The organism is Alistipes onderdonkii (genome assembly GCF_025145285.1).
Taxonomy (GTDB): Bacteria; Bacteroidota; Bacteroidia; order Bacteroidales; family Rikenellaceae; genus Alistipes; species Alistipes onderdonkii.
This window is the reverse complement of record NZ_CP102251.1, coordinates 58,248-84,134: the sequence shown is the minus strand read 5'-3', so window position 1 is coordinate 84,134 and position 25,887 is coordinate 58,248. Positions and strand designations below refer to the sequence as shown.

The 25,887-nt window shown below is 49.9% G+C and carries 30 protein-coding genes; 7 read left to right on the top strand and 23 right to left on the bottom strand.

All coding sequences use genetic code 11. The annotated features are described in order from the left end of the window. Positions 1-18: 18 nt before the first annotated feature. The 4 genes from NQ559_RS00390 to NQ559_RS00375 are packed head-to-tail and all read left to right on the top strand — an operon-like array spanning position 19 to position 1,133. Positions 19-276, top strand: coding sequence for a DUF8466 domain-containing protein (locus tag NQ559_RS00390; protein WP_004291531.1), 258 nt, complete (start codon positions 19-21; stop codon positions 274-276). Between the two features lie 19 nt (positions 277-295). Beyond that, the gene (locus NQ559_RS00385; RefSeq protein ID WP_004304291.1) at positions 296-529 is read left to right on the top strand and encodes a DUF3873 domain-containing protein; all 234 of its coding nucleotides are present in this window, start codon (positions 296-298) and stop codon (positions 527-529) included. Next, positions 526-771: a DUF6956 domain-containing protein gene (locus NQ559_RS00380; RefSeq protein WP_004291529.1), complete on the top strand. Its 246-nt coding sequence runs from the start codon at positions 526-528 to the stop codon at positions 769-771. Before NQ559_RS00385 ends, NQ559_RS00380 begins: the two co-directional genes overlap by 4 nt. A 53-nt stretch (positions 772-824) precedes the next feature. Beyond that, positions 825-1,133: a hypothetical protein gene (locus tag NQ559_RS00375; RefSeq protein ID WP_004304290.1), complete on the top strand. Its 309-nt coding sequence runs from the start codon at positions 825-827 to the stop codon at positions 1,131-1,133. 33 nt (positions 1,134-1,166) lie between these two features. Here the strand turns inward: NQ559_RS00375 and NQ559_RS15985 are convergent, their stop codons facing one another. The 19 genes from NQ559_RS15985 to NQ559_RS00285 all read right to left on the bottom strand — a co-directional run bounded on the left by NQ559_RS15985 (position 1,167) and on the right by NQ559_RS00285 (position 15,495). Continuing rightward, positions 1,167-1,556 (bottom strand): hypothetical protein, encoded by a 390-nt coding sequence (locus tag NQ559_RS15985; protein ID WP_004291527.1) that lies wholly within the window; start codon positions 1,554-1,556, stop codon positions 1,167-1,169. A 64-nt stretch (positions 1,557-1,620) separates the two neighbouring features. Then, entirely contained in the window at positions 1,621-2,148 is a 528-nt protein-coding gene (locus NQ559_RS00370) for a glycoside hydrolase family protein (protein WP_004291526.1), read from the bottom strand. After that, positions 2,145-2,648 (bottom strand): DUF3872 domain-containing protein, encoded by a 504-nt coding sequence (locus tag NQ559_RS00365; protein WP_004291525.1) that lies wholly within the window; start codon positions 2,646-2,648, stop codon positions 2,145-2,147. Before NQ559_RS00365 ends, NQ559_RS00370 begins: the two co-directional genes overlap by 4 nt. Beyond that, on the bottom strand, positions 2,645-3,547 hold the full coding sequence (locus NQ559_RS00360; RefSeq protein ID WP_004291524.1) for a DUF8464 domain-containing protein: 903 nt from the start codon (positions 3,545-3,547) through the stop codon (positions 2,645-2,647). The genes NQ559_RS00365 and NQ559_RS00360 overlap by 4 nt, the downstream gene beginning before the upstream one ends. Positions 3,548-3,554: 7 nt before the next feature. Beyond that, positions 3,555-4,130 (bottom strand): conjugal transfer protein TraO, encoded by a 576-nt coding sequence (locus tag NQ559_RS00355; RefSeq protein WP_004291523.1) that lies wholly within the window; start codon positions 4,128-4,130, stop codon positions 3,555-3,557. A gap of 2 nt (positions 4,131-4,132) precedes the next feature. After that, positions 4,133-5,119 (bottom strand): conjugative transposon protein TraN, encoded by a 987-nt coding sequence (gene traN, locus NQ559_RS00350; RefSeq protein WP_004291522.1) that lies wholly within the window; start codon positions 5,117-5,119, stop codon positions 4,133-4,135. Positions 5,120-5,153: 34 nt separating this feature from the next. Further along, positions 5,154-6,506 carry a conjugative transposon protein TraM gene (gene traM / locus NQ559_RS00345; RefSeq protein WP_004291521.1) on the bottom strand — a complete coding sequence of 451 codons (1,353 nt, stop codon included), beginning with the start codon at positions 6,504-6,506 and terminating at the stop codon, positions 5,154-5,156. Beyond that, the gene (locus NQ559_RS00340; RefSeq protein WP_018697145.1) at positions 6,487-6,774 is read right to left on the bottom strand and encodes a TraL conjugative transposon family protein; all 288 of its coding nucleotides are present in this window, start codon (positions 6,772-6,774) and stop codon (positions 6,487-6,489) included. Before NQ559_RS00340 ends, traM begins: the two co-directional genes overlap by 20 nt. 27 nt (positions 6,775-6,801) lie before the next feature. After that, on the bottom strand, positions 6,802-7,425 hold the full coding sequence (gene traK, locus NQ559_RS00335) for a conjugative transposon protein TraK (RefSeq protein WP_004291519.1): 624 nt from the start codon (positions 7,423-7,425) through the stop codon (positions 6,802-6,804). 31 nt (positions 7,426-7,456) lie between these two features. Then, entirely contained in the window at positions 7,457-8,461 is a 1,005-nt protein-coding gene (gene traJ / locus NQ559_RS00330) for a conjugative transposon protein TraJ (RefSeq protein ID WP_004291518.1), read from the bottom strand. A gap of 3 nt (positions 8,462-8,464) precedes the next feature. Further along, entirely contained in the window at positions 8,465-9,094 is a 630-nt protein-coding gene (locus NQ559_RS00325) for a DUF4141 domain-containing protein (protein WP_004304283.1), read from the bottom strand. Positions 9,095-9,117: 23 nt separating this feature from the next. Further along, positions 9,118-9,498, bottom strand: a complete 381-nt coding sequence (locus NQ559_RS00320) for a DUF3876 domain-containing protein (RefSeq protein ID WP_004291516.1) — start codon at positions 9,496-9,498, stop codon at positions 9,118-9,120. Between the two features lie 40 nt (positions 9,499-9,538). Further along, on the bottom strand, positions 9,539-12,043 hold the full coding sequence (locus tag NQ559_RS00315; RefSeq protein WP_004291515.1) for a TraG family conjugative transposon ATPase: 2,505 nt from the start codon (positions 12,041-12,043) through the stop codon (positions 9,539-9,541). Continuing rightward, a complete protein-coding gene (locus NQ559_RS00310) occupies positions 12,040-12,372 on the bottom strand; it encodes a DUF4133 domain-containing protein (protein ID WP_004291514.1) in 333 nt (110 codons plus the stop codon). The genes NQ559_RS00315 and NQ559_RS00310 overlap by 4 nt, the downstream gene beginning before the upstream one ends. Before the next feature lie 10 nt (positions 12,373-12,382). Next, positions 12,383-12,700 (bottom strand): DUF4134 domain-containing protein, encoded by a 318-nt coding sequence (locus tag NQ559_RS00305; RefSeq protein WP_002560983.1) that lies wholly within the window; start codon positions 12,698-12,700, stop codon positions 12,383-12,385. A 201-nt stretch (positions 12,701-12,901) separates the two neighbouring features. Continuing rightward, positions 12,902-13,630, bottom strand: coding sequence for a hypothetical protein (locus NQ559_RS00300; RefSeq protein WP_004304280.1), 729 nt, complete (start codon positions 13,628-13,630; stop codon positions 12,902-12,904). Between the two features lie 16 nt (positions 13,631-13,646). Then, complete coding sequence (locus tag NQ559_RS00295; protein ID WP_004291505.1) at positions 13,647-14,000, bottom strand: DUF3408 domain-containing protein; 354 nt, start codon at positions 13,998-14,000, stop codon at positions 13,647-13,649. Between the two features lie 2 nt (positions 14,001-14,002). Next, positions 14,003-14,443 carry a DUF3408 domain-containing protein gene (locus NQ559_RS00290; protein WP_004291503.1) on the bottom strand — a complete coding sequence of 147 codons (441 nt, stop codon included), beginning with the start codon at positions 14,441-14,443 and terminating at the stop codon, positions 14,003-14,005. Positions 14,444-14,445: 2 nt separating this feature from the next. Next, positions 14,446-15,495: a ParA family protein gene (locus tag NQ559_RS00285; RefSeq protein ID WP_004291492.1), complete on the bottom strand. Its 1,050-nt coding sequence runs from the start codon at positions 15,493-15,495 to the stop codon at positions 14,446-14,448. Positions 15,496-15,916: 421 nt separating this feature from the next. On the opposite strand from NQ559_RS00285, the gene mobA reads away from it, so the two are divergent. Genes mobA through mobC form a run of 3 tightly spaced genes read left to right on the top strand, consistent with a single transcriptional unit; the run spans position 15,917 to position 19,620 of the window. Beyond that, entirely contained in the window at positions 15,917-16,345 is a 429-nt protein-coding gene (mobA, locus tag NQ559_RS00280; RefSeq protein ID WP_004291488.1) for a conjugal transfer protein MobA, read from the top strand. Beyond that, positions 16,324-17,571 (top strand): conjugal transfer protein MobB, encoded by a 1,248-nt coding sequence (gene mobB / locus NQ559_RS00275; protein WP_004291483.1) that lies wholly within the window; start codon positions 16,324-16,326, stop codon positions 17,569-17,571. The genes mobA and mobB overlap by 22 nt, the downstream gene beginning before the upstream one ends. Positions 17,572-17,601: 30 nt before the next feature. Beyond that, complete coding sequence (gene mobC, locus NQ559_RS00270) at positions 17,602-19,620, top strand: conjugal transfer protein MobC (protein ID WP_004291482.1); 2,019 nt, start codon at positions 17,602-17,604, stop codon at positions 19,618-19,620. Between the two features lie 131 nt (positions 19,621-19,751). Here the strand turns inward: mobC and NQ559_RS00265 are convergent, their stop codons facing one another. From NQ559_RS00265 to NQ559_RS00250, 4 genes are all read right to left on the bottom strand, one after another. Further along, on the bottom strand, positions 19,752-23,006 hold the full coding sequence (locus tag NQ559_RS00265) for a P-loop NTPase fold protein (RefSeq protein WP_004291481.1): 3,255 nt from the start codon (positions 23,004-23,006) through the stop codon (positions 19,752-19,754). Between the two features lie 16 nt (positions 23,007-23,022). Continuing rightward, a complete protein-coding gene (locus NQ559_RS00260; protein WP_004291480.1) occupies positions 23,023-24,153 on the bottom strand; it encodes an ATP-binding protein in 1,131 nt (376 codons plus the stop codon). Positions 24,154-24,454: 301 nt separating this feature from the next. Continuing rightward, positions 24,455-25,060 (bottom strand): RteC domain-containing protein, encoded by a 606-nt coding sequence (locus NQ559_RS00255; RefSeq protein ID WP_004304269.1) that lies wholly within the window; start codon positions 25,058-25,060, stop codon positions 24,455-24,457. Positions 25,061-25,298: 238 nt separating this feature from the next. Continuing rightward, positions 25,299-25,721, bottom strand: a complete 423-nt coding sequence (locus tag NQ559_RS00250; RefSeq protein WP_004291474.1) for a dihydrofolate reductase family protein — start codon at positions 25,719-25,721, stop codon at positions 25,299-25,301. Positions 25,722-25,887 lie beyond the last annotated feature (166 nt).

The following is a 25,887-nucleotide window of genomic DNA, read 5'->3' as shown; positions in this document are numbered from 1 at the left end:
CCCTAAAACAACATTGATATGGAAGTAAGAATTGAAAGTATGATTTGTGTGTGGGATGATGCAATCCCCACGATGTTCCTTGAATTTGTGAACCTCCTCACTCTCACAACGAGTGAGGGGGAATTGAGAAAGAGCGTAAAGGAGTTTGCCGAGAAGCACGAACTTGACAAGTTTTTCCTTTACGGCTTCGGCTCACACCATTTCTACCTGCACCAACGCTACACAAGCAACCCCGAAATGGTGATGAAGAACAGAGTTCTGTCAGTACATTTTTAACCATCTAAAAAGCAACATTATGACAACACGAATGACCATCAACGGAGTAAGCACCTGCGCGGAAGCAGGTACGGAGAAATACGAGCGTTTCCAATCGGGTATCGGAAGACGCAGGCGGACACTTGTGCAGTACGACTACCGCCACCCCATAGACAGAGAATTGTTCTCTTGTGTCAAACCCACGTTGGACGAGTGCCGAGCCGCACGGGACAAGTGGCTGAACGCAAAGAAGGGAAAGGAGGACAGACTATGAACACGACCTATCAAACGCTGATAGTCAAGTTCAGCGAACCTATCACGGCATTGGACGGTATCTTTGACGATACCGGAGCGTGGGGAACGGACACCCTCAAGGGGTGGATAGATGATTACGAAAGCACACGTTTCACCGCCACCGACAGCCATACGGCAGTCATCACGAGCGAGTACAATATGGAATGTGTGAAAGAGTGGCTACAACGGCAGACCCCCATTTCCGAAATGCGAGAATTTTGAACGGGATGGCGGTGTCCGCACCGCCAATACTTAAAACCCTAAAAACAAAAGATATGATAGCCAAGACGATATTACAGCAGATAGGCGGAAAACGCTTCACCGCCATGACAGGTAGCCGTGATTTCATAGATATGGGCAACGGCTTACGGATGAGCCTTGCAAGGAACAAAACAAGTGCCAACCGCCTTGACATCATCTATGACGAAGGGGCAGACCTCTACAATATGCGCTTCTACCGCAGGACGTTCAGCAAAAAGACCTTTGAGTGCAAGACAAAGGACATTGCCGTACACGAGGGTATCTATTTTGATATGCTGGAGGAAATGTTCACGATGGTGACGGGACTTTACACACGCTTTTGAGTGGCGGGGCGGCGAGAGCCGCCCTACTTTCTTTCAGTGAGCATGATGGCGGACAAAGAAAGTAGCAAAGAAACCTTTGTCCAATCTGCGATAACTAAAAAATCCGCAAGTAAAACTTGCGGAGGCTATATATTGGGTCGTTATTTTTTGGTGGAGGGGAATGATAATCTCGAACCGTTGAACTACACATTTCTGCTTCGTCTCCATTTCCCCCAACGATTTGATACGTTCAATCATTTTTGTTGTTCCTTTCTGAATTTTCCTAAATACTTTCTTCATAATTTCGCTATACTTTTTATGGTTAATAACTATGTTTTGTATTGCTCTCACAACACTTACAACTTGAAGTGTTATTTGGAAACCGATAGGCAAAAATGGCTCAACGATGTCAATTAACGAGAAAATCCTACGATAATCTATCAAGTGATAGAGCAAAAGACGTGCCAAGTTAAATATGGCACGTCTTTTGCCAGTTTTGTCAGTCCTTTTATGGGATATACAACAGCGCAAACTCCGCCTTTCTCCGTTTGAGCAGCATGGCGTGGCGTTTTCCTTTGTAGTTGCAGAAGGCTATATACTCACGGTAGATGTTCCTGTCACCAGCTTCCAGCTTCTTGATTAAGGTGCTTTTGGGGATTGTTTTGCTGCCTAACAGCTTCGCCGGTCCCACATTGTAAGCTAACGTGCCAAGCAAAATCGAATCAACCCCGAATTTACGGAACATGGCGACAAATTTGCGCAGGTCTTTCCGCAAAAGTTCATCCGCATCCCGTTTTGTCATGGTTCGTGCCGAATACTTCTCGTTTGGCAAAAGTTTGTGACCCCAACCGACGTATGGGTAGTGTTTTTCTGAGTGCCAGCCTTCAAAGTAGCGGCAGCATAAAAAAGCACGTTCCATAAGCGGCAGTCGGTAGATTGCCGCCTGCCCGTCCGTTCCCTCTTGGCGGCTGATCTGCGCGGACACAGAACAGACCGTCAGAAGTGAACAGAGCATTGTCATGAATACACGCATCATTTCAACAAGGGGCTGAAGTTGCCGATGGGAACGATGGTAAGATCGTCGTCCTTTACATTCCTGTTGTTGAAGTCAAATTCCAGTTCGTAGGAGTTGCTAAAGTTATCCTCCACCACCACGATGAAATTATGCGCCTCATCACCCGCCGCCGTGTAGTACAGGCGGAATTTTTCGTTCTCCAGCAGGTAGCGGTCGTTAGGCAGGAAGGTGATGCCGTTATCCATTTTGAGCGAGCCTTCCCCCTCGAACTGGAAATAGCGGATGGTATAGAGCGTACCCGAAAAGTCGCCCTCCTTTTTCAGTTCACAGCGGATTTCCACTGTCTGCCCCTTTACTACCTTGTTCGGCACGGGCATGACCTCCACCGTGAAGGGATAGGACTGCTGGATGTCCATGTCATCGTCACATGACACGAGGGTGAATGACATGGCGGCTATCAGGCATAACGCCACTGCCTTGAATATTGATGTTCTCTTGTTTCTGTTGTTCAGTATGTTCATTGTTCTTCGATTTTTAGATGGTTGTTTTTCTGTTTTTTCGTTGTCAGTTGCAGGTACTCGTTCAAGTCCTTGCAACCGTCATAGAGGGAGGAACGGTCGGTGACACGTTCCCCGTATCGCATGGTAAGTGCGGCAAGCGTCCGCCGTCCGGCTTCGTCACGGTCGAGGAAGCAGCCGATGCGCCCGTATCCGTCCAGCAATCCCGCCGCCTTCTCCACGTTGGCGACTGAGTTCAGCACAAGACAGTCAGCGTTACCGGTTACACCAAGCGTCACGGCAGAGAGAAAGTCCATGAAGCCCTCGAACACGAGGCACTCGTCAGCCGGGATGTCATTCGCCTTTACCAGTGATACAGACTTCGGAGGTATGCAACCCTTGAAATATCGGCTTCTGACTTCATAGCCACCTGCCATGTTCGGAAAGCCAACGGCAAAATACCGTTTCCCACGCACACCGTAGTTCAAGCGGCAGCAGTGACGGGATGCGATGGCGTAAGGGATGCCCCGTTCCTCTAAATACTCCGTCAGCAGTGAGCGGAGCAGCGGAGCGACCTCCACATCCTCAAAAACGGATTCGGTCGGCTTCGAGAGATAGACGGGCTTTTCCCATCCGGCAACCGTCATATTGGCGGCTTCCGCTATGAACTTCGCTTGCTTCATGAAGTCATCGCTTTGCAGAAACTCCCCGGCAAGCGTGAAGATGTCGCCGCCCTTGCCCAAACCGAAGTCGTACCAGAGCTGTTTCGCCACGTTCACACGGAAAGAGGATGTGCGCTCGCCCCTGTACGGGGCAAGATACCACAGCTCGTTACCGCTCCTTCTGACAGGCTCATGCCCCAGCCGTGCGAGAAAATCCGCAAGCGGCATCCTTCTGACAGCATCTATTTCCGTCCTTTCCATGCCCGTGTCAGTTGATGATGAACTTGATACCGACCCCGAACTGCGTGTGGAACTTCCGTGTGTCGCCACCCCAAAGGCAACGCTCCCGCAGGTTGGCAAGCAGGGCGATACGGTCTGCCACGTAACACTCCACATCGAGCGTCAGCGCACCGCCGTAGATGAAGGCGTCCCGGTCGTGCAGCGTGGAGCCGTCATGCAGCACCTTCTTCCCCCAATTTACCGCCTCATATCCGGCGAGAGCCGAAGCCCCGGCATAGACGAAAACAATCTTTCGGGCGTCCGACAGTATCTTGAAGTAATAGCCGCCCTCCGCCGTGAACTGCGCCACGGGTATCTTGGTGTCCTTGTAGGGATTGTTCTTCAACAGGTATTCGCCACCGAACACCCACTTGTTCCCCTTCTTCGTGTAGGTGGAGAGAGCCGCCCCGAAGCTGTACCCGCCGTCCTTGCCGCCGAGATTGAAGCCGTCCGCCATGTCCGCCCTCACCTCGATGCCCTGCATCTTCGGCAGACACCGCTGGGCGTGCGCCTGCCCTGTAAAAAGGGCAAGCGACGCGATGATTATTGCGATGTACTTTCTCATGGTCAGCGTACTTGAAGTTCGTTGATGGTACCCGCGCGTACCAAATCCTCGTTCTCAATCACGAAGGACTGGTGACGGCCGCCGTTCTTCTCGTTCAATTCCACCACGAGGCACTTGTCATCGGGGATGGTGAACTTCGCCATCGTGAAGACCGTGCGCTCGCTCTTTTTGCCCGGCACGAGGGTGGCGTAGTTCTGCGCGCGGAGCGGCAGAATAATCTGCTCCTGCACGGCAGTACGCTTCGCAACCTTCTTGTCCACGATTTTCCAAGTGATGTAGTCCACATCGAAAGGCACGTTGCTCTGGTTCTTTATCTCCGTGTGGAAATAAAGCAAGCCGTTGTGCGTGTAGATGCCTTTCAACAGGTATTGGATGCCGAAACGCTTGCAGCCGATATGCTTCACCTCGCGCTTGTTCTGTTTGTGGATGGACTTCATGATAAGGCGCACCAGCATCGGGCTTTCGCTGCCCAGCTCTTTCAGATAGATTTCCTGCGCGTTGTTCGGGCGGTTCACCGTGCTGCCGTCATGGATGAAGTCGCACATCTCCACGTTGAGCAACAGCGGTTCGGCGGCGTACTTCACGTTGAAGGTGTAGAAACTGCCGTCCTCCGTGATGACGGACATATTCGTTTCGTTGGGAAAATTCCTTACGGTAGCCTTCACACGGATGATGTTCTCCGCTCCGTCGGCTTTCCCGGCAATCAGGTCGGGCGAGCCTAAATCGACATAGCGCACCTCCGCCGGAAAAATGACGTGGACGGTCTTGTCGTAGGTCACTTCCAGACCGTGCGGCGGTATCATGCGGTCGAAGGTCAGCTTGCGTGACAGCCCGTGATATAGGTCGCCGTCCGCCTCCTTCTGCGGATAGACCTCCTTCGTCAAGGTCGGTTGTTCACTTCCGTTGGTCGTTTCAACGGTTACATTCTCCTGCGCGTTGGCAGTTATGATGCCCATAGCGAGGGCAAACATGATGATTACTTTTCTCATTACTTTTGGATTTTAGTGGTAATTTTTATTGTTTTCAATATTTTTCTTGGTAAAGCATGACCCTGTACCCGGCTTTCAGATGCACCTTGACGGTTCGCATCTTTTTGGCGATGTACTGGCTCGTGCCTTGTATCAGCCCCTTGCCCAAGTCGGAGGCGAGCTGCGCCCCGGCATTGGTGGAGATGTTGATGCTGCTTCCCAGCGAGCCGCCCATGTTGGCGGCGACCTCCCGGACGGCGTTCATCTCCATCGAGTTCGGGATGAAGATGCCGGGCTGTCCGTCCGTGTCATAGACCGCAAGCTCCACGGGGATAATCGTGCCGTCGTATTCCAGCGAGGTAATCTCGATGTCGAGCCGCTCACCCTGTATCTTGCCCGTGCCGACCACCACCGCACCCCGGGGTATTGTCCTGCCTGCCACCGCCATAGGCTCCAGCAGGCGCAGCCTTACCGTCTGCCCGTCCGTCACGCTCTGCGCCCCATGCACGCACGCCGGTATGGTGTTCCTGTCCAATACCTCCGCCGTGCCGACAGCCGTGTTGAAACCCCGGTTGCGTTCCTGCGATAAGGCGGCGACAAACTCCGCGTTACTCATAGGCTGTGAGAGTGAAGAAACTACTTGATGCTCCACCTGTCTGATAGGCATTGCCTTGTTCTTCTTCCCTTTCTGCACGGTAGTTGGCTCTGCCCTCTGTTCCGCCGATGGCTGTCCTCCGTTCTGACCGCCCATGTACTTTGCCGCCAGCTCGTAGGACTTCTCCATAAGAGCCACCTGCTCGTCCATAGAGGAAGCCTTGCCCCTCTCGCTTTCCAGTTCCGACTCCAGCGATGCGATGCGCTCCAACAATTCGTCCATCTCCGCATTGTCGTTTTTCGGCTGGTCGTAGAAGTTTCCGAGCGTGGCGTTCAGGTCACGGTAGGCGGCTGCGGAGGACTGGATGGTCTGCGGCGTGGCTGGCTTTGCCCTTTCTTCCTTGCCGCCCGGATTGGCGAGGTCGAAGTCCACTCCGTTCTCCGTTCCCGCTATCTCGCGGTCGAACATGTCGCCCAGCTGCCCGATGGCACGGTTGCGGCTCTCCTGACGCTCTTCCATCTCCCCATGCTCGTAGGCTTTCAGCTTGTCGCCGATAATCTGCCGGTTCGCCTTGTCAGCGTCGGGCATCTCGGTGTTGTATCCGTCCGTTCCCGGCGGTTGCTCCTTGCCGGAGGACGGGGCGAATATCAGCCACATCGCCCCGATGAACACCAACACCATAGCGGGCAGCACGATCATCTTCTGCCGTTTCAGCCGTTGCGCCTCTGTCAGCGGTTCGCGCTCCTTTTTCGGTTTCCCCGTTTCGGGAGCAGCTTTGTTCTCTTTCGTCGGTTCATTCTTTGTCTGTTCCATATAAATAAGGTGTTAAGTGATTGCCTGTTTCCGCCGGGGTCGGCAGTTCCACCCGTCCGGCGTGTCCCGTTTCCATATGTGAGCCGTCGTTCCTGCCGATGTCATAGACGGCTCTGCCGAAGGTGTAAAGGGCAAGCACCGCGAAGGCGGCGAACATCCCCAGCACGATGCGGCGGCGTGTTTCCGGCGGCAAGCCGTCCAGATACCCTTTGAGACTTGCCGCCAAGCGTTTCCGTTTGTCGTGGAGTTTCCAATACATGCCCCACATTGATTTTCTGATACTTTTCATGTCCTGTTACCGTTTGATAGTCTGTAAATCCTTGTTCTCAATGATGGTGAAACCCTCGATGGTAAAACCGTTCGGGTTGTCATCCGACCGCGATGCGTTCAGCAGGCGGCAGGTGGTCACGAGGCTGCGCTCGGTGACGTTGCTCTGCCGGATGATTTTCTGTGTGGCGTAGGTCACGGCACGGTAGGGATAGGCGTTGAAGTCGCACACCACGCTGTCCACCTTCAGCACTTGGTTGATGTTCCCGGCGATGATGCGGTTGTAGTACCCCTTCTCCGCGAAGTCCGAATAATAGTGGTACACGCTCTTGTCCGCCAGCAGCAAGGCACGTTTCACGTTGTGTTCAATCGCGCTTTTTTCAGGTGATAGCGTGAAGAACATCTCGTGGAAACGGCGCACATGTTCCCGTGCCTCCGCCGGGCGGTTCTGCGACAAATCCTGAGACAAGGCGAGCATCAGGCTCTTGCCGTTGTCCAGCACATAGATTTTCTCCCGTTGCTTCTCTGCGAAACGGTAGGAGTTCCACACGCTCCACACCGTCACCACGGCGCACAGCGAGAGGAAGACGATACCGAACAGGCGTATCTGCCTGAACGACGATTCGATGTTTCTAAGTGATTTGAATTCCATTTATATTTTCCAATTTATGATTGCACATTGATTATTTCAGCAATTTGCCGACACGTCCGACTGCGTTTCCTGCGGCTGCACCCGCCACGCTGCCCGCCATGCTTCCGGCTCGTCCCGCCATCTGGTTCACGTTGCGACCGTAACCGCCCATGCCTCCGGCTTGGATAATCCAGCCCGCAACGGTGGGAATGGTAAAGTAGCCGATGATGCCGATGCAGAGGAATACGATATACACCCCGTCGCTCGAATCCAGCGAGAAGTTCGGGTCTGCCTGCATCCGCTCGATGTCGTTTTGCAGCATCAGAACCTGTATCTTCGCCAGTATGGTGCTGAACATGTCCGATACCGGTAGCCACAGATAGACCTGTATATAGCGGCATATCCACTGCGTGAGCGTGTTTTGGAAACCGTCCCATACCGACAGGGCGAAGGCTATCGGACCGAGAATCGCCAGCACCACGAGAAAGAAGGTGCGGACGGTGTCTATCACGAGGGCGGCGGCTTGGAACAGCAGTTCGAGTATCTCGCGGAAGAAGTCGCGGATGCTCTTCTTCATGTTGTACATTCCCCGGTCGATATACATTCCCGCCATCGTCACCATGTCGGAGGGCGACCAGCCGAGTTCCTCCAGTTGCTTGTCAAATTCCTCGTTGGACACGAGGTAGGCGGTTTCGGGGTTGCGTACCATCGCCTCGTATTCCAGTTTGTCCTTCTGCTCCCGGTATCGGTTCATGTCCAGCGTTTCCGCCTCCAGCATCTTTGCCGTGCCCTGTACGACGGGTGAGAGGATGCTGTTTATCGTGCCCAGCACCACAGTCGGGAAGAACATGATGCACAGACCGATGGCAAAAGGACGGAGCATCGGGAATACGTCTATCGGTTCAGCTCTCGCCAGCGACTGCCATACCCGGTAGGCGACGTAGAACAGCGCACCCAGCCCGGCGATGCCTTTCGCCACACCAGCCATGTCCCCACACAGCGGCATCATCTGCTCATAAAGTGAACGTAAAATCTGATGAAGGTTGTCGAACTTCATAGGCTACCAGTATCTTTCGTTCATGTTCCCGTACAGCCCCATGATGCGGTCGAGGTCGTTCTTCTTTTTCGCACGCAGGTAACTCACGGAGATGTTCTTGTTCGTGTAGTAGCTCACGAGGTTGCGGTAACGCTTCATCTTCGAGTGGCAGCGTTCCACCACGTCCATGCGCTCCTTGTCGGTCATGGAGAGCGTGGTGATGTTCACCACGTTCCTGAGTTCCGTCAACACTTCGTTGCTTTCCTCCAGCAGTTTCGTGTAGCCGAAAGCGATTGCGGAAAGCTCTTCGGGTCTGAAATTCCCGTCACGGAGCATCCGTTGGAAACTGTTCACATAGATGTCTGTGATGTCGCCCACCATCAGGATGGTCTGCTGCACCTTGCGGGCGTCCTTGACCAGATTGTTCACCGATTTGAGGGCATCGTAATACTTCTTGCCCTGCTGATAGATTTTCACCGTCTCCTGAAAGTTGCTCACCATGTTCGTGGCGGTCTTGGAGGTATGGATGATGTTTTTGGAGGCATTGATGATGCCCTGCGCTAGATTGCCCGGATCGCTTACGACCCACTGTGCGCTTGCCCTGCCCGCGAAAAGCAGGCACAGGCAGATAATCATTGTTATTCTTGTTCTCATGTTACTTTGGATTTTAGTGGTTGTTATTCTTCGGTCGGATGTCCCGGCTGCGGCTTCACCCGCACATAGTCCCCGTTTGGCGAGAAAGTCAGCACATCCGTGGCCTCGTTGTAGGACACGTCGATGCGGAAGCCGGTGTTCATGAACAGGTTGCCGTTCTCCTCCTGCAAGAGATAGGTTTCCGGCTTGAGCTTGCGGCGCAGACCGCTACGACGGAACACCGTCACTTTGTAGGCTTCGCCCTCCTTGTAGATAAGCACGTCAGGTTTTCCCTCCACGCTCTCCCAGTTCCCGCACAGCATGTCGCGGCGGTTGTCGGCCACGTCGCAGGATTGCAGCATCATGACCGCCAATCCGATAAGGCACTTGCTGACTTGCAGCATTTTCACTTTTGGTAAATTCATACGCGTTTTTCTTTTTTGGTTGATACATTCTGTTTTTTAGTTATTCCTTGTTTCTCCGCCTTTCGGCAAGCTGCCGGATGGCGGCTTCGATGTCGTCGCCCAGCTTCTCCGCCAGACGGTAAACCTCCACTTTTTCCGTTTCCTCGGTGGTGTACGCCAGATACTCTTCCGCGCTGACCTCCGTGGCATAGACCGCCGACTGCGTGCCGCCCAAGCCTATCCACACCTCCTTGTAGAGCCGTGAAGGGTTGTTCGCCATGTTGATGGAGAGTATCTGCGACTTCTCCTTTTCCGTCAGTCCGAGCAACGCCTGTATCTGGTCGAACTTGTTCATATATTTCCTTTGGTCAAGCAGGATTTTACAATCCGAGTTGTTGATAATGCTCTCTTTGACCACCGGAGAACTGATAATGTCGTCCACCTCCTGCGTCACCACGATTGCCTCGCCGTAATATTTTCTGACCGTCTTATACATATAGCGCAGATATTCAGCCATGTTCGCCGATGAGAGGGCCTTCCAAGCCTCTTCCACGATAAGCTGTTTCCGCACGCCTTTCAGCCGCCGCATCTTGTTGATGAAGGCTTCCATGATGATGATGGTCACGACGGGGAACAGTTCGCGGTTTTCTTTAATCGAATCTATCTCGAAGACGATGAACCGCTTGCCGAGCAGGTCGATGTTCTCCGTGGAGTTGAGCAGGAAATCGTAACGCCCGCCCCGGTAATACTGCCGCATGGTGGTGAGCATGTTGTCGATGTTGAAGTCGGACTTCTCCACCTTGATGTCACGCTGTGCCAGTTCCTTGCGGTAGTCGTCACGCATATACTCGTAGAAGGTGTTGAACGACGGCACGATGCTACGGTCGGATTGGATGCGCTCAATATAGGCACTCACGGCACTGCCCAGCTCGCCGCTCTCCGTCTTTGTCACCTTGTCGTCCTCCGACTTCCAGAGCGTCAGCAACAGGGTCTTGATGCTGTCCTTCTTCTCCACGTCGAAGATGTAATCGTCGGTGTAGAACGGGTTGAAGCTGATGGGCTTATCTTCCGTGTAGGTGAAATACACACCGTCCGCTCCGCCTGTCTTGCGTCGGATCATGCCGCACAAGCCCTGATAGGAGTTTCCCGTGTCCACCAATACCACATGTGCGCCTTGCTCATAATATTGGCGCACGAGGTGGTTCATGAAGAAAGACTTGCCGCTGCCCGAAGGACCCAGCACGAACTTGTTGCGGTTGGTCGTGATACCTCGCTTCATGGGCAGGTCGGAGATGTCAAGGTGCAGCGGTTTTCCCGTGAGCCTGTCCACCATCTTGATGCCGAAGGGCGAGAGCGAGCTGCGGTAGTTGGTTTCCTCTGTGAACAGGCACACCGCCTGTTCGATGAAGGTGTGGAAACTCTCTTCCGCCGGGAAGTCCGCCGCATTGCCGGGTATCGCCGCCCAGTAGAGTGTCGGGCAGTCGATGGTGTTGTGGCGCGGCACGCATTCCATGCTTGCCAACTGGCTGCCCACGTCGTTCTTGATATGCTTCAGTTCCTCCGCATCGTCGCTCCACGCCATGACGTTGAAGTGTGCCCGTACCGAGGTCAGTCCGTAGGAATGGGCTTCGTTCAGGTATTGGTCTATCCACTCGCGGTTGATGCTGTTGCTCCTTGAATAGCGAGATAGCGACTGCATGTTACGGGCGGACTTCTCGAACTTCTGCAAGGTTTCCTCACTGTTGTCTATCAGCACATACTGGTTGTAGATATGGTTGCAGGAGAGCAGAAGCCCCACCGGGGAGGCGAATGACAGTCGGCAGTCACTCCGGTCGGTGGAGAGCTTCTCGTAACGGGTGTCGGTAGCCACCTTGCCCGGCAGGTCTTCCGCGTCGGAGAGGGTGTGCAGACACAGGCGGTTGTCGCCGATGCGCATCTCCCTTGCCGAAAGCTCGATGTCCTGCAAGGTGGTGTCACCTTCCGGCATGAGCGAGAAGTAGCGTTCAATAAGTCCCGTCTTTCCCTCAGTACCCACAATCTCATCGGTGGAGAGGCGGCGCAGCCTGACAAGCCCGCTGTCGTTCATGATGCGCTCGAACTGTTCGCAGGCTTCCAAGAACTTGGTCGTGGTTTCCCTGTCCAGCTCCTTCGGGATGATATGTCCCCGGCACAGCGTGCTGAAATTGCTCTGCATCCGGTTACGCTCCTTTGTTGTCTTGGTCAGGTAGAGGTAGCAGGTGTGTTTCAGGTACGGACGCTCGTTGAAGTGACGCTCGAAAGAGCGGCTTAAAAAGCTCATGTCGTCCTTCTGAAGCTCCGGTTTGTAGCGTTCCTTGATGAACCAGTCCTGTTTGTGGACGACGGAGTAGTCCGGCAGCACCTTGATAGCCTTGCACCAGCAACTGTGTATCGCCTCGTACTCCGCACCCGTCACGGTGTAAAGTTCCGGTAGTTCCACCTCGAAAGCCACCGTGATGTCGGCGTCCTTTGAGATGATGCAGCCATGCTCCACCGCTAAAAGTGGGAACCTGTTTTCCAGTGTTGTCATTTTCGATGTATTCCTCATTGTCTTTCTTCCTTTCGTTGTCGTTTGAACAGACGGGTTATCCGCCGCCGGTTGATAAGGTATCGGGGATGGCTCCGTGCCGCTCCTAATTTCATCAGCCCGTGTTCACCGTACCGGGCGTTCAGCGCGAAGGTCTGCCATACAAGGAGGGAGGACGATGCCGCGCCGAAGCCGATACATATCCACTGGTCGATACCGACCATGTAGAGGATGACGAACAGGACGAAGAGAGCCAGCAGACCTCCGCAGAAGATGAAGAGGTACTGTGCCTTCAAGCCCTTGAACTCTACCGGACGGCCGATACCCTTGTTGATTGGGTATTCAGCCATACATTATTTATTAAAGGAAGAATGAGCGCAGGATGGTGGCGGCAACAATCAGGAAGATGCACGCGCCGAACCACGAGGCGGCTGTCTTGCTGGTGTCGGGGTCGCCCGATGAAAACTTGCCGTACACTTTTACGCCCCCGATAAGCCCGACGACTGCACCGATGGCGTATATCAGTTTAGTTCCGGGGTCGAAATAAGAACTCACCATAGAGGTGGCTTCGTTGATGCCCGCGATGCCGTTTCCCTGCGCGAAAGCGGAGGCGGTTGCGGCGATGACAAGTGCCGCGGAGAGGATTGCTTTTCTGTTTTTCAAGATGTTCTTGTTCATAAACTGTTCTTGTTTTTTGCCGTCAAAAGGGTGGATGGTCCTTTGTCGGGCGGTTGATACTTTGTTTCTTTACTTTGGTTTTAGTGGATGCCCGTTTGTTTCCACGGACGTGGGCGTGTCCGTTGCGGATGGGGATGCGCCTTGCGTTTCCTCGCCGCGTGGGTTGATGTCATTCTTTCATGTTCATTTCTTTTATTGTTGTCATACATAGTTGCGAATGTCGAACTCCTCGATGTTGTCCGGCACGACGAACTCCTTTTCAGATTTCTTCAGCCGAATCTCGATAAGCCCCTTGATGCGGATGCCTATCTCCGAAGAGCCTTCCATCATTTTCTCGTACAACTCCGTGCCCTCCATGTCGGTGAACACCTTAGCCGCCTTTTCACGTTCCGCCTGTGTCGCGTCCGGGTTTTTGGCGGTCTTGCAGGCGTCGTCAATCTCGTCAAAGCTGCTGCCCGAAGCCCGTGGCGTGTCCGAGGCGTCCTCTTCCGGTTCGTCGTCCCCGTATCCCAGTTCCTCCGGCGGTATGCTCGTGAAGGTCTCATCGAGTTTTTCCTCCGGGACTTGTGCCGGGCGGGATGCGTTTCCCGTTTTTCCGTCGTCAAAAGTAGCCTCTTCCTCCGACAGCTCAATGCCTTTTTCAATAGTGGCGGCTTCTTGCGTCGGTATGGCAGCGGTTGTCCGGGTGGATGCCATCCTGAAACGGCTCTTGCCGATGATGTCCGCCTTTTCCGCAGGGACTTCCTCGTGTGCCGCTATGCGTTTAGCCTCATTCCCGTCCAGTGACCGCCATAATCCGACAATGCCCTTGAAGAAGCGGACAATCCGCGTGTCCATGATGCGCTCGTAAAGGAGCAGGAACAGGAACCAGAGGTTGCAGCCGACCGATACCGCCAGCAGAATGTCTGTCATGCTGATTGTGTAATTCATATCCTTCCGTTTTTGGTTAGAATACTGAATTGTAATTTCGGGCATAAAGGCTCTTTATCGCATCTTCGCACTGGTTGAAGTGGTGCGTCAGCACATGGTCGATGTAAGCGGACAGCGTAAGCCGGTCATGCCCGATTACACGGGTGATACGCATGATACGCTCGTGGTACTCCGGGCGCACATACGCCATCTTCCCCTCACGTGCCTTTACTTCCGGGTCGCGGATGAACAGGCGTTCATAGTCCTTCTCACTGCATTTGCCGCTTACCGGGACAGGCGACAGTATTTCCACACTCGCCTGCACTTGGGTAAACATACCTCCGCAGTCTTGCTGTGGTCTTTTTTCATTCGGTGTCATTTCTTTTTCCATTTTCAAATCAGATCTTCACGTTGTTTCTTGTACAGTTCGTTGATTCTCTCCTTGTGCTGTTCCAGATGCTGGCGCAGCACGGTATCCACATATCCGCCTACTGAGATTTCCCCTCCGGCGATGTCGTTCACGATTCTGAGGATCTTGCCGTGGACGTCACGGCTGATATAGACACATTGGCGGGTCTTTATCTCGTTGCGGCGCAGGAATAGCTCGTTGTAGTCCTCGTCCTGCCTTTTCCGGCGTCCACTTTCCCTCTGCGCTTTTTCCCGTGTTACGGGTTGCACAGGAGATGGTTCCGGTGCGGCGGTGTCCTCTTCGGTCGGTGCAGCTGCGGGTACTTCCTGTGCGGGGCGCAGTGTCCCGTCCTGTGTGCGCCGCCCGATGGAGGCTAACAGCAGTTCCTCGTCGATGCCTTCCGTGTTCACTTTCCTGCTGCCCATGCTCACTGCGGTCTGATGATGTCGCTTATCTCTTCGGAAAACTCCCGGATGCCACTCCCTTTCAGCAGTGCCGTGTCCATCGGGAAGATGGTGGAGCGGAAAACGCTCTTGCGCTCTTCCGAAAGGTCACGGCGGAACTTCTTGCTGTCGGGCAAGCGGGTGGAAAGTACCGGAAAGCCCATTTCGGCTATCACTTCCTCGTAGATGCCGTACAAGTCGTTCCTCTCCCTGCCGTCCACCATCGTCCAGAACAGATGCAGCCCCTTTGTTTTCGCCTGTCCGGTAGTCATCAGCCTGTCGCGGAACATCGTGACGAATTTCAGGGTACTCTCCACGACAAAGCGGTCGGCACTCAGCGGAGTGAAAATGTAGTCCATCTGCGAGAGCGTCTTTATCACGCCGTTGCTTCGGAGTGTGCCGGGCATGTCGAAGAACACCACGTCGGGTTTCACGTCCTCAGTGGCAATCATCCTCTCGGCATCGTCGAGGGCGTTCACCGCATTGCTTTTGACGATGGTGTAGGCGTTCTTTTTGATCCGGCGGAAATGGTCGCAAGCGAGAGCCTTGAAGTAGGTGCTGCTGTCGATAAGCCCCATTTCGTGTTCGCGCAGCCCGTGGATGCTGTGCTGCGGGTCGTCGCAGTCCACGACGGCGACATTGTAGCCTTTCACGTTGTGCAGGTAGCTGGCGGCAAGTGCCGTGACAGTGGATTTGCCGATGCCACCTTTCTGTGTTGCGAATGCAACGAAGATTTCCTTACTCATAGTTCCATTTATTTTAATTGTTGATGATTTGTTTTTCTGTTTCCATACGGATTTGGCTGTCGCACCATCCGCTTCCGTGACTACACACGCAGGCGGGTCGTCGCGTATCCGGTTCTGTGGTGAAGCGGTGCGTCGGACAAATGGTGATTGACGACATTGCGTCATGAAGTCATTGAATCCATACGTCACCGAATTGTCGGAGAACCGGGTTTCCGACGGTTCGGGTATCCGTTTCGGCAAGTATCCGAAGAAGCGGATTTCCGGGTATTTGAATGTTCCGTTTATCATATCTTCAAATCGTTCGTTTCTTGAATCATGCTGCAAATAAACAAGTATATTTTGGAACCTGTATCACTTCTCCGGCAAGTGGCGGCACGTTGCGCCGGTTGGCAGTCATTGACCGGGTCAAGCATCTGTCCGATACCGCTTTAAGGGCGTAACTTTGCACCCGGACAGCAGGGTTCGCCGATGACGCGCGGCCCGGAGTCCTGAAAGGTATTTTCCCAATCCGTCCCCTGACGGATTTTTATGTTCACCTGAACATAGCAAGATGTCTTTTCAGCCGCTCAAAATATTTTGAGCAGCCACGAAAAGCACTTGCCCTTGCAGGGGGCGGGCTTTCCCTCCGAAGTCGGGAAGCCTTTCAGAACTGCGGTGCTGTAATCCGAAGCGGCGGCTTATGCCGTCAATCCGCTAAATCCAAAGTAATATGAAAGAGAAAAGGAAAAGCAAATCAGGGAGAAATCCCAAACTTGATCCGGCGGTGTACCGGTACACCGTCCGTTTCAACGAGGAGGAACACAACCGTTTCCTCGCCATGTTCGGAAAATCGGGTGTCTATGCACGGTCTGTTTTCCTCAAAGCGCACTTCTTCGGGCAACCGTTCAAGGTGCTGAAGGTGGACAAGACGTTGGTGGACTATTACACCAAACTGTCGGATTTTCATGCACAATTCCGTGCCGTGGGTACGAATTACAACCAAGTCGTGAAGGAACTGAGGCTGCATTTTTCAGAGAAAAAGGCGATGGCGTTGCTCTACAAATTAGAGCAACACACCGTCGAACTCGTGAAACTGAGCCGCCGGATTGTGGAACTTTCAAGGGAAATGGAGGCAAAATGGTCGCAAAAATCAGTGTAGGAAGTTCGTTGTACGGCGCGATTGCCTACAACGGGGAGAAGATTAACGAGGCGCAGGGGCGGCTTCTCACCACCAACCGCATCTACAATGACGGTTCGGGAACGGTGGACATAGGCAAGGCGATGGAGGGTTTTCTCACCTTCCTGCCACCGCAGATGAAGATCGAGAAGCCGGTGGTGCATATCTCTCTCAACCCGCACCCGGAGGATGTGCTGACCGATATTGAGTTGCAGAATATCGCCCGCGAGTATCTGGAAAAACTCGGTTTCGGAAACCAGCCTTATCTTGTATTCAAGCACGAGGACATCGACCGCCACCACCTGCACATCGTGACGGTCAACGTGGACGAGAACGGGAAAAGGCTCAACCGGGATTTTCTCTACCGCCGCAGCGACCGTATCCGCAGGGAACTGGAACAGAAGTACGGATTGCATCCGGCAGAACGTAAAAATCAGAGATTGGATAATCCGTTGCGCAAGGTGGCCGCATCGGCAGGTGATGTGAAGAAGCAGGTAGGCAACACCGTGAAGGCTCTGAATGGGCAGTACCGTTTCCAGACGATGGGCGAATACCGTGCGCTCCTTTCCTTATATAATATGACGGTGGAGGAAGCGAGGGGCAACGTGCGCGGACGGGAGTATCACGGGCTGGTCTATTCCGTCACGGACGACAAGGGTAACAAGGTGGGCAACCCGTTCAAATCCTCGCTTTTCGGGAAGTCCGCAGGCTATGAAGCCGTACAGAAGAAGTTTGTCCGTTCCAAATCGGAAATCAAGGATAGGAAACTGGCAGACATGACGAAACGCACCGTCCTTTCCGTGCTGCAAGGCACTTATGACAAGGACAAATTTGTATCCCAACTCAAAGAGAAGGGCATCGACACCGTACTGCGCTACACAGAGGAAGGGCGCATCTATGGGGCTACCTTCATCGACCACCGCACGGGATGCGTGCTGAACGGTTCGCGCATGGGTAAGGAGCTTTCGGCGAATGCCTTGCAGGAACACTTCACCCTGCCATACGCCGGACAACCGCCGATACCGCTATCCATCCCTGTGGATGCTGCGGACAAGGCACACGGGCAGACCGCCTACGACAGTGAAGATATATCGGGCGGTATGGGCTTGCTCACTCCCGAAGGTCCGGCGGTAGATGCCGAGGAAGAGGCTTTCATCCGGGCGATGAAGCGCAAAAAGAAGAAAAAACGCAAGGGCTTGGGTATGTAATCAGAGTATCAACAATTAAAAAATCAATGTATGTCACAACAAGAAGACGATTTGAGGGCATTGGCGAAAATCATGGATTTTCTGCGTGCCGTGAGTATCATTTTAGTGGTCATGAACGTGTACTGGTTCTGCTACGAAGCCATCCGGCTGTGGGGCGTGAACATCGGCGTGGTGGACAAAATCCTTCTGAACTTCGACCGCACGGCGGGGCTGTTCCATTCCATTCTCTACACGAAGCTGTTTTCCGTCCTTTTGCTTGCCTTGTCCTGTCTGGGTACGAAGGGTGTCAAGGGTGAGAAAATCACTTGGGGGAGAATCTGGACAGCATTTGCCGTCGGGTTCGTGCTGTTTTTCCTGAACTGGTGGTTGCTGCCCCTGCCGCTGCCGCTTGAAGCGGTGACGGGACTGTATGTCCTTACCATTGGAACGGGCTATGTCTGCCTGTTGATGGGTGGTCTGTGGATGAGCCGCCTGTTGAAACACAATTTGATGGAGGATGTTTTCAACAACGAGAACGAGAGTTTCATGCAGGAAACGAGGCTTATCGAAAGCGAGTATTCGGTCAATCTGCCGACACGTTTCTATTACAGGAAACGCTGGAACAACGGTTGGATCAATGTAGTTAATCCCTTCCGTGCGTCCATCGTGTTGGGTACGCCGGGCAGCGGCAAGTCCTATGCCGTGGTAAACAATTTTATCAAGCAACAGATTGAAAAGGGCTTTAGTCAATACATCTACGATTTCAAGTATCCCGACCTATCTACTATTGCCTACAACCATTTGCTGAACCACCCGGACGGCTACAAGGTAAAGCCGAAGTTCTATGTGATCAACTTCGACGACCCGCGACGCTCTCATCGGTGCAATCCCATTCACCCGGATTTTATGGAAGATATTACGGATGCCTATGAGAGTGCCTACACAATAATGCTCAACCTCAATAAAACGTGGGTGCAAAAGCAGGGCGACTTCTTCGTGGAGTCACCTATCATTCTGTTTGCCAGTATTATCTGGTATCTCAAAATCTATCAGAACGGGAAGTTTTGCACGTTTCCCCATGCTATCGAGTTTCTGAACCGCCGTTACGAGGATATATTTCCGATACTGACCTCTTATCCGGAGCTGGAGAACTACCTTTCGCCGTTCATGGATGCGTGGCTTGGAGGGGCTGCGGAGCAGCTCATGGGTCAGATAGCGTCGGCAAAAATCCCGCTTTCGAGGATGATTTCACCGCAGCTCTACTGGGTGATGTCAGACAGCGAGTTTACGCTGGACATCAACAATCCCGAAGAGCCGAAAATCCTCTGCGTGGGTAACAATCCCGACCGTCAGAATATCTACGGTGCGGCACTCGGTCTGTATAATTCCCGTATCGTGAAGCTCATCAACAAGAAGGGGATGCTGAAGTCATCGGTCATCATCGACGAGTTGCCCACAATATACTTCAAAGGGTTGGACAATCTTATAGCTACCGCCCGAAGCAACAAGGTTGCCGTGTGTCTGGGCTTTCAGGATTTCAGCCAGTTAGTGCGTGACTACGGGGACAAAGAGGCGAAAGTGGTGATGAACACTGTCGGCAATATTTTCTCCGGTCAGGTGGTGGGGGAAACAGCCAAGACGCTCTCCGAGCGGTTCGGTAAGGTGTTGCAGAAACGGCAGTCCATCTCCATCAACCGGCAGGATGTTTCCACCTCCATCAACACGCAGATGGACGCGCTCATTCCACCGAGTAAGATTTCCGGGCTTACGCAGGGAATGTTTGTCGGTTCTGTATCCGACAACTTCAACGAGCGTATCGAGCAGAAGATTTTTCATTGCGAGATTGTGGTGGATGCCGAAAAGGTGAAACGGGAAGAAAGTGCCTACAAGAAAATTCCCGTCATTACAAACTTCACGGACGAGGACGGCAACGACCGCATGAAGGAAACGGTGCAGGCGAACTACCGGCGCATCAAGGAAGAGGTGAAGCAGATTGTGCAGGAGGAACTGGAGCGTATCAAAAACGATCCGGTGCTGTGTAAACTGCTACCAGATAATGAGACTGTCTAACAAGTCCCCAAAATTGAAAATTATCCCTATCGAAGTTTGAAGTGACCCCCAAAAGTTGGATACAATTTTTTTGGGGGGCACTTCAGTTCTGACGGGTAAAATCGTAAAATTCGGACTTGTTAGACAAATACTTACGCGGTTTCAACCTCAGGTACTGAATCTATCGAATTGACAAATTTAACCAATTGCGGATCTGAATCTTTTTGTATGAGGTTTCGGAGACTCTTTTTCAATTCATAAGCATCATCCCCTGCTGTATTTATTAAATCCATATAAAAATCTTTGTTTTGCAGAATCAATGAACGGCATGCCCCATCGGAAATTACAGGTTTCACTATTTTATCAATAACGTCTCCAGCTTGACTTTTCAAATTACCATGCGATCTAAGCCATGTTTCGAAAAATTGAAACTTTATTGCATTGATAGTCTTTTTACCGATGCAGAAATCATTTCTTATATCGGTAACTGTCGATTTAATTTTTCGTTTATCCAATCTTTCAACTATATTCTTGAAACAATTAGGGAAAGGATTCAAACTTTGAGTTCCAGAAGCAATATCCATCAGAATCTTTTTGCCAAATTCAGTCAAGTTATCTGGCAAGGATTTGATTTTAGCCAGTAAATGTTTTATTGCGACAAACCAATAATATGATGTATGTGCTGTTCTTTGGGCGTATAATGTATCAACACTTATTTCAGACAACGCTTCGAACGCTATTTTATTGATATGATCGGTCAGGACATTGCTTATTTTAGTGGTCAAATCGTAAAAAGATGCGTCAGGAATTACATCTTTAATATTGTTCTTAGTGATATACTTATCCAAATCGGTATTCCACTCTGCTAAATGCTCGATAAATACCTCATCCGTTACACCTATTCTGTTCTTAATATCTTCAAATTGGGGCAATATGTCTGAGAGCAATAATTTATAGCCAAGTTTATGATTTACCATGTATTGTAGTGTTTCATTTAATAGCGGTATATTCCATCCCACACTATTTACTAATAAGTCTCCATGATCCACATAATAGTCCATGAGTTCTGCAACATATTTTATATCTCCACCCTCTATTAAGGAAACGGAATGACCATGTGCCAATTGCATGGCGACTAAATCGTAATATCCAGACTCTTTAATGTTTCGGCCATCAGTTTCTAATTCAGAATGCAACTGATTTATGTAGGTTGAATCTAACGTTACAGGTAAAGGTCTTTCTTCGTCAGATGCCAATAAACGATAGGTTGTAAATATAGCCCCTATATTATCTTTATTTACATTCTGTTCATCAATGCAATTCGTGATCGCTTGCAAAAGCGTTGGAAACGTATAGGTAGAATTATCTTTTAACGTTTTTACAATATCTGCATGGTCGAAATTATCGGGTAGTAAGTTTGCCAAATAATTATCGAGCGCCTCCGAATTTGTTGCTACTTGATAATATTTATATGCTTTAGTTGTCGCGTTATCCCGATAGGCAGCATCTGTTGCATTTGCAGCTTGAATATAATCGATAAATGTATTTGGCTTGACTGTTTTTGCTTCAATCAATGACGTAAAATCGCACGCCAACTTATTTTGCGCAATAAACCTGTCTATTGCATCTAACGTTTTGAAATAGTCGCCGCCATTGAAGTCATTGAACCGAACTATCTTCTTATATAATTGAGCAATCACATGGTTTTGGCTTTCCGTGTCTAAATGCAACAGCAGTTCTTGGTATTCGACAGGGAACACCTGCTTCTCTATGGATTCTTTTAATTTCAATTGTGCTATTCTTTGCCATACACGCAGAATAACATCGCTCTTTCGAGTTAATTTATGCAAACAATGTATAATCTTATCGATAAGCGCATTGTCCATACATTGTATAACTTCTTCTAATACAGTGTCAAATTGTTTATTAGTCTCTGCATATTGATTTATGTCGTGGTCTTCTTCTCCGTTGATGCAGCCTTCAATATATTTTTTCAATGGAATTTGTCGAGCATCTTCAACATCGACACCATATACCAAAGCTGCAATTTCGCGTTGTGTTTGCAGATCATTGTTAATTATTGTTTGAATGCCATTCAGATAGTCGCCGGACAATATTTGTTCTACTGGATTTGCCAGAATATCCGTCTTCTTCAAACAGAACAATGCTATGTTTATCATCAAAATTTCGTTACACCACTCTTGTTTAAGAGCGACCATCTCATTGATATATGATATAATTTCCCTAACATTGGCATTAGGATTTACCAATCTGAATATCCGATTTATAGTTTCTTTCGCTTCATTTTCTGTTTCTCCAAATGCTTCAACAAACAGTTTGTTGAATATACTTCGATAGTCGGTAATAACAGGAGGAGCAACACGATAAACAATAGGGAAAGTTTTATTGATAAAATACTTGGTCAGTTGTTTCGTTTGTTCGTCGGTCTCATCTCCGAATGCACAAGCTAAATGTGTTTCATCGAAAGGAATAACAGCCCAAACATTTTCAAAACCGCTATCGGCGAAGAACGTATGGATAGAAGACCATAATTCTTTTACTTTTTCAGCGGGGAGACGATCCATGTTGTCAAAAACAAGGACTAATTTACGTTGTCCTTTTTCCTTGATAAAATCAGAAATGTCTTGCATCCATGTTTTGAACTCGTAAACCGTTGGTTCGTCTTCGCTCAAAGTCTCATAGCAAACGTCCTTTTCGACTTTATCTTGATAAATAGCTAACATATAACTCCATCCATATTTATGATCTTTGCTATATGCCCATTTCCAAACGCACAATGCAATAAGAACTGGCAGTGCAGCTATGATAATAGACAATAAAGAAAACCACCATGTTGTGGGTGTAGGTTTTACTGCATACGCAATAAATGTAAATATCGGAGTTAAAACTGCAACCAAAAATGCCGCAACCATACCATTACTGATAAGGGGATATTTTTCGGTTACGGTCTCCGTTTTACGGGCTAATAAATATTTCAGCTTTTCAGACCATGATACGGTTTTCGTACCTCCACCTTTGACTTTTATTGTTGCATTTCCAGATAGGATACCATCATCAATAAGTTTGCTTGTAAGCAATTCCAATATAGAGCGGCGTTGCAAGTCCTCTTGATGTCCCCATGCGTCATACTCAAAAAAGTAATAGTCGTCTGATAATTCACGTTCCAACATTTTAACCACGTTGGATTTTCCAGATCCCCAAATACCTTCGATGCCGATAATTCGAGGTAAAGTACATTCCTCATCCAATGAATCATTCTGACAAAAATGGCGAGCAATAGTTTTTGCCAACCTTTCTTGCGAACCTCCATCGAATTTGTCAATACCACACGGTTTATTTTGGATAAACCGCGGATATTGCTGTTTGGATTGTAGTTTTGTTTCCATATACGTAATTTATTGATTATACGAACTCCAAATAATTCTCCCGATTTACCACATGAAACTCGGCATAGGGATAGGCTTCTTGGAAGGCTTTCGGTGCGGCCGGCATTTTATTTCCCCACTTGAACTCCAAGGCGGTAAGACTGTCGGCACTCTCCTCAATCAGGTCGATTTCCTGTTTGTCGTAGGTGCGCCAGAAATAGAACTCCCTGTGCAGTCCCTCATTGAAGTTCGCTTTGCGCCGCTCTCCGATGATGTAGTTCTCCCACAGCGCACCGACATCCTGCCGAATGGCCAGCGGTGAGAAAGCCCCGATAATGGCATTGCGAATGCCGTTGTCGTAGAAGTACCACTTGCCAGCTTTTGTAACCTCCTTGCGTAGGTTACGCGAATAAGCCCCCAGACGATAGATAACGAAGACCTTTTCCAATAGGTCGAGGTATTTTTCAACGGTCGTCTTGCTCATGCCGAGTTGTTTACCTAACTCTTCGTAAGAAACTTCGCTGCCCAACTGAAAAGCTATCAATCGCAGTAGATCGCGCATCTTGCTCGAATTTTTTAAGCCGTCAATTGCTAAGATATCTTTAAGCAGGTATGCACCGACAATATCACGTAGGTAGTCTGTTTTACGTTCATAGTTCTCCATCATTACTACTTCGGGATAGGAACCGTAAATCAAGCGCGCTTCGAGGTTCTGGCGGGTTTCAAGTGCCGTTTCCGTCTGTGCGATTTCCCGTTGCGAGAATGGTGTAAGGAGAAATTGCGTACTGCGGCCGACCAACGGTTCACCAGTCTTATTCAGCAAATCGAATGACGAAGAACCACTTGCCAAGACACTTATTCCCGGTATTTCATCAACTATCAACTTCAGAATACTACCGATTTGTGGTATGTTCTGTGCCTCATCAATAGCCAGCAAATCAATACCATCCAATAAATGCCGATAATTGGCTATTGAGCGATTCTCCAATAGTGCTAATGTGTCGTAGTCTTCGCCGTTGAGCATCATCGTCCTACCTGAATAGTTGTCCACAATTTTACGCATCATTACCGTTTTACCAACACGGCGAGCACCAAAAATCAGTACTGCTTTATTGGGCGCGATTCGTGCTGTAATCTTCTCTTGAAGTATTCTATTTACTGTTTCCATACCTTATAAAATATAATGCAAAGATAATCATATTTTTTTAATTGGCGAATTTTACAAAAAAAACGGGCTATTAAATGGCGATTTTTACAACCACAATCTTATGGAAGTTGTTTCATTGTTTTTAGTAATGATATATGTTCATACTATGATGACTCAATAATTTACCAGACATACGTTTCTGAAATTTGTCCTTATAGGAATGAAAAACTCACATATATTGTGCTAATTAATATATAATTAAATGAAAATAAAAAGACAGGATACGAGTATTCCTGTCTTCTCATATGTAATGGATATTTTTTTATTTTCTCATCCGCTCCAACTCCTCATCACGCAACATTCTCTCGTTCAGTTTTTCCTGCATCCTGTCAATGAAATAGGTGCGGCTTTCGTTCTTCCGGCGTTTGATATCAGTGTAGAAGCGGTAGCAGTCTTTAGAATCAACCCCGAATATCTTATAGAGAAGTGGGGCGAGCTGTTTGAGCGGCATATTGCCGTTGTTGATGCAGCCCATCACGTCTATGCCGTAGATAAGTTCCACGAGGTCGATGGCATTGCCCGTCCATTGAAGAAGGCTGGCGGTGGTTTCTGTTGCGTTGTTGGCGGATATTAGTGGTGGCACTTGGGGCGTGGCAAGGAATTTCTGCATCTTTCTTACGAAAGACAGAGCCTTGCTGACGTAGGCGGCAATCTCTCTTTTTTCTTCTGACAGATTACGTACGGGATGGTGCTGCAACTCGATTTCGATGTAGGCAAGCGCGATGACGGTAAGGTTCATGTCCATGCCGCCGTTGCACAGTTCGATCACTTGGGTGGCGAAAGCCGTGTATGCCGTTTCCATATTGCAGTCGCCGGCTTCGTTTATCAGGCGGAAAAAGTCGGTTTCCGCCAGCAAGAAATAATTCATGGTTCTGTCAATTTTGAAAATTACACTTTGTTTTCTGCGTGCGCACATGAATATAATTGGCAAAAAACGCGGCAGAAAATAAAAAATCCAACACTCAATTTTACAAAGTGCTGGATTTCAGAGGTATAAAATTCAGTATTTTTTCACAAGGACAAATTATCTCCGACTTAAATTGTTTGTAATCGGAACATTTATTCTATTCCTGAAAATAGAAATGTATGCTTGCCGCACATTTTGGCTATCTTGCTTTTTTATCAAGGATATAGATAATGCGACATACACCGTTGGGATAGCTTTTCAAAGAGGAAAGCGTCCAGTGTTGCTCTGGCAGAGCCGACTTAAAAAAATGTCGTCCGCTTCCGGATATGAAAGGAACGGTGTATAGTATGATTTCATCCACAGCGTGCATCCGCAGCAGTCCGTTTATATAGTCTGCCGTGTCCGGTGTGGCTTCCGCGAGGTAACGGATGTTTGTGCAGTCTTTTCTCCATTCGTGCAGCATTGAAATGGAATAGTCCGGTGTCACACGGTAAAAGGCTTTCTTCCTGATTTCATCAAGACCGCAACGGTCAAGGCACAAATCCTGATGTGCTTTATCATATAACTCTGAAGAAAGACATCCGTCCATCGTCAGTACGGCGAGAATCTGAACTTTACCCATAATCGTTTCCTTTCGTTAGGCAAGGGTAAAAAAGTAGCGTGCAATTCACACTACCTTCAAGCGATGGCTCTGGTAAAGCCTTTACGGAGAGTACGTGAATGCACGCTATGCGTAAGCATAGCATAAGCATCACGCAATCGTCTCCGTAGTTCCAATTTACCAGATT